This is a genomic window from Shimia sp. SK013 (assembly GCF_001292625.1).
GTDB lineage: Bacteria > Pseudomonadota > Alphaproteobacteria > Rhodobacterales > Rhodobacteraceae > Shimia.
Genome location: NZ_LAJH01000002.1, coordinates 1 through 2,866 on the forward strand (window position 1 = coordinate 1; position 2,866 = coordinate 2,866).

Sequence of the window (2,866 nt, forward strand, 5' to 3'; positions counted from 1 at the left end):
ATTCTAGAATGGTACTCAATACACCGTCACTACGGTGTCGATATCATCTTGCTCACGCAGAACATCCGCAAAGTGCATCGAGACATTAAGGACATGATTGAAGTGACCTACCGATGCACAAAGAACACAGCGATGGGCTCAACCAGTTCTTACACCAAGAAAGTGCAAGATGGTTGTGCCGGTGAAGTGGTGAACACCTCTACCCGATTTTATAAGTCGGAATACTTCCCGTTCTATAAGAGTCATTCGCAATCCAACAAGCAAGTGCAGGAAGCCGAAGCAAAAGACATTCGCCCGTTCTGGAAGCGTTGGCCTGTCGTCGGAACGGTGGTGCTGTTATCGCTTGGATTGGTTTTCAATATCTGGGCTTGGTGGCCGGAGCCAGAGCAACCACCCGACCCCGTTAAACCACCACAACCAGTACAAGCGCAGCTGCCTGACGGAACGCCAACGGTAGATACGGCAGAAACCAAAGCGAAGAAGAAAAAGAAAGCATCAGGGTTCGGGCCTTTGGAAGATTACGACTTCTATATCACCGGATACGCAAAGCAAATCGCCTACGCCAAACGGCTGAAGTATGCTGCCGAACTCGACCGTGACCTGACGTTCTACAAGATATACATCGATGTGTACGATGGCCGCGACAAGCTATTCAGTTTCGATCATCTGGACTTGGTAAAGATTGGGTATCAGTTCGAAGTGTTGAGCGATTGCGTGTATCGAGTGACTTGGGAAGAAACAGAAAGGATCTTCACGTGCGGGCAAAGAGAAAAGCCGTCAGACATATTGCAGCAAAACATGCCTGTCCATATCTAGACCGCTCGCCACAGCGTCGAAGCTAGCGCAGTCTGCGTAGACCGAGGAAGCGGAACATGTAGGACACCAAACCTTGGCACTTCCACACCGAACTTAATCATGGGGCTCTATACGAGCCCTTTTTTATTACGTGCGCGGTATTGCGAGCATTTTGGGAGGGGCCCGCTTTGCGGGAGGGACCTAAAAGCGGAGCAAACCCCCGAATCTGTATTACGGGGGTAAATTCCCACTCACTACTAACCTTGTGCTCTGATACAAAAAAGCCGAACAGTGATTGCTCGGCTTAATGGTTAACTCTCGGGTAAGTTACACTTATCTTTGAGCGTTTTGTACGCGTCTTCTATCCCTTCCAATGAAAAGTGTATTTTTTCCTTTTCATTATCGAATACGATTACCTCCAACAATTTCCCAGTTAACATTTCTCGAATCAACAAATCAGTAGAGCCACTTGAGTAAAACATATCGTCATACTTGTTTGACCCACCTTTAATTGACAATACTTTGCCGCCGTCAATTGAAAGCTTCATATTTGTAACACCACTCCAGTCATAAAGACTGTGATGTTTAAACCCAACAAGGCTAAATACTTTCTTGTCAGATCCTCTTCCACAACCAATATGAAATTGAGAGCGATTGCTTTCAGTATAATGCGTTCTTAGGTACTGTCCGTTTGAATAGCTCTTCTCTGTAAATCCTTCAAACTTCGCTAGGCTTGGAAAAGGTATGAGTAAAGGCAAAGATAACATTACAAGTGCTTTTTTCATTTAGAGTCCTTCTTGCTAAATATATGCTACTTATTTTTTATTCCTGCTATACATCTAGCATACTTCATGAGTTTTGTAAGTGTTCCTGTGTCACTAGGTGACTGAATTTCAAGTAAAGCTATTCCAGTAAGGATCTCTTGGGGTGTCACTAGTTGTCCTGTTGGTAGTTCAAGCGTGTCTTTATGCATTTTGAAATTTTCCCAAGCTTCCGAGGTGGCTAGTTCCCTCCCCTTGGTCATTCTCATTAGCCGTTTGCATTCGGGTGGTATGGGCTTTCCTGAGTCCCATAACTTGACCATCCTCACACTTTTAAAACATAGTTTTGCTGCTTCTTCTACACTTAAACCACACTCAAATTCACGAAAAACGTAATTCTTGCTCATTTTTCGAAAGTTCGTCATATATACCCTGATAATCAAAAGGGTGTATATGTAATTGATATGAAACATTATTCAACATAACGTCGCATAATGCGCACTTAGCTATAGCTACTTTAAGGTCGCCAAGCCACAACGCAAACATGCCACAAACCATTGAAATACTTGATAATCCTAGCCCGTTAAACTTTTTTGCAATGTTTTCCCACATTCCTTTTATGTGTGGATTTTCGTTGCGATCAGCGTGACATCCCAACAAAGCTATCTCTGGGTCAATTCCTGAATTCTCCGCTAGAAAAACTGCTTCTGAATCAGATATATAGCGTCTTCCTTTTCGCATTTCGCTGATTCTGGACGCGTTTACATTCAAATCATGTGCGATTTGCTTGTCTTGTACGTAGTTTTTTGCCTTTTTGTAGGCATCTAACAGCTCACTTTGATACATGGGACTACCTCCGTTTTCTTGATTTTAGCTTAGTAGTTACGGAAATTCGCATCTAGCAATTACCAAAATCCGTAATTATACTTACGACAAATCGTAATTGGTCAGGTGTCATTATGCTTACGGAACAAATCAAATCCCTTATCGAAAATGAATGTGCGCTTAGTCCTCGACTTACTGGCGTGTTCTTCCGTAAGCACCTGAATCAATCTATGTATGATGATGACGGCCAACTCACTGAGTTCGCCATTCAATGTCATCACTACTTTAACGAACTCAAACGCGCTGCTGAGCAAAAAGCCTTTCATGCTCGTCTTGAACAGCGTCGTCTTCAACACGAACAACAGCAAGAATCCGTTAAACGCGTTAATCAGTCCGTAAAGAAATCCGCTAACCAATCACGAGCTCAGTTCATTGGCTCTCTGCGCTTTGAACTGAATCAAGGCGTTCTGATGGTTCGATCCCCT

Annotated in this window: 4 protein-coding genes; 2 read left to right on the forward strand and 2 right to left on the reverse strand. The window is 43.6% G+C overall.

Annotated features, from left to right (window positions below; translation table 11 throughout):
• Window positions 1-816, forward strand: an 816-nt coding sequence (locus tag SHIM_RS00020; RefSeq protein WP_054000577.1) for a zonular occludens toxin domain-containing protein, incomplete at its 5' end; no start/stop codon positions are given.
• Window positions 817-1,106: 290 nt separating this feature from the next.
• On the opposite strand, the gene SHIM_RS20070 is transcribed toward SHIM_RS00020, so the two are convergent.
• Both SHIM_RS20070 and SHIM_RS19870 read right to left on the reverse strand, forming a co-directional pair.
• Window positions 1,107-1,580, reverse strand: a complete 474-nt coding sequence (locus SHIM_RS20070; RefSeq protein ID WP_045091503.1) for a hypothetical protein — start codon at window positions 1,578-1,580, stop codon at window positions 1,107-1,109.
• A 357-nt stretch (window positions 1,581-1,937) separates the two neighbouring features.
• Window positions 1,938-2,402: a DUF3693 domain-containing protein gene (locus tag SHIM_RS19870; RefSeq protein ID WP_045091502.1), complete on the reverse strand. Its 465-nt coding sequence runs from the start codon at window positions 2,400-2,402 to the stop codon at window positions 1,938-1,940.
• A 209-nt stretch (window positions 2,403-2,611) separates the two neighbouring features.
• Between SHIM_RS19870 and SHIM_RS20075 the strand changes: the two genes are divergently transcribed.
• Window positions 2,612-2,866: hypothetical protein (locus SHIM_RS20075; protein WP_206541353.1), on the forward strand; the 255-nt coding region annotated here is incomplete at its 3' end.

What these genes read in the sequence shown, in the direction of transcription:
- SHIM_RS20070 (WP_045091503.1), bottom strand. Translation starts at nt 1,580, where the DNA reads ATGAAAAAAGCACTTGTAATGTTATCTTTGCCTTTACTCATACCTTTT.
- SHIM_RS19870 (WP_045091502.1), bottom strand. Translation starts at nt 2,402, where the DNA reads ATGTATCAAAGTGAGCTGTTAGATGCCTACAAAAAGGCAAAAAACTAC.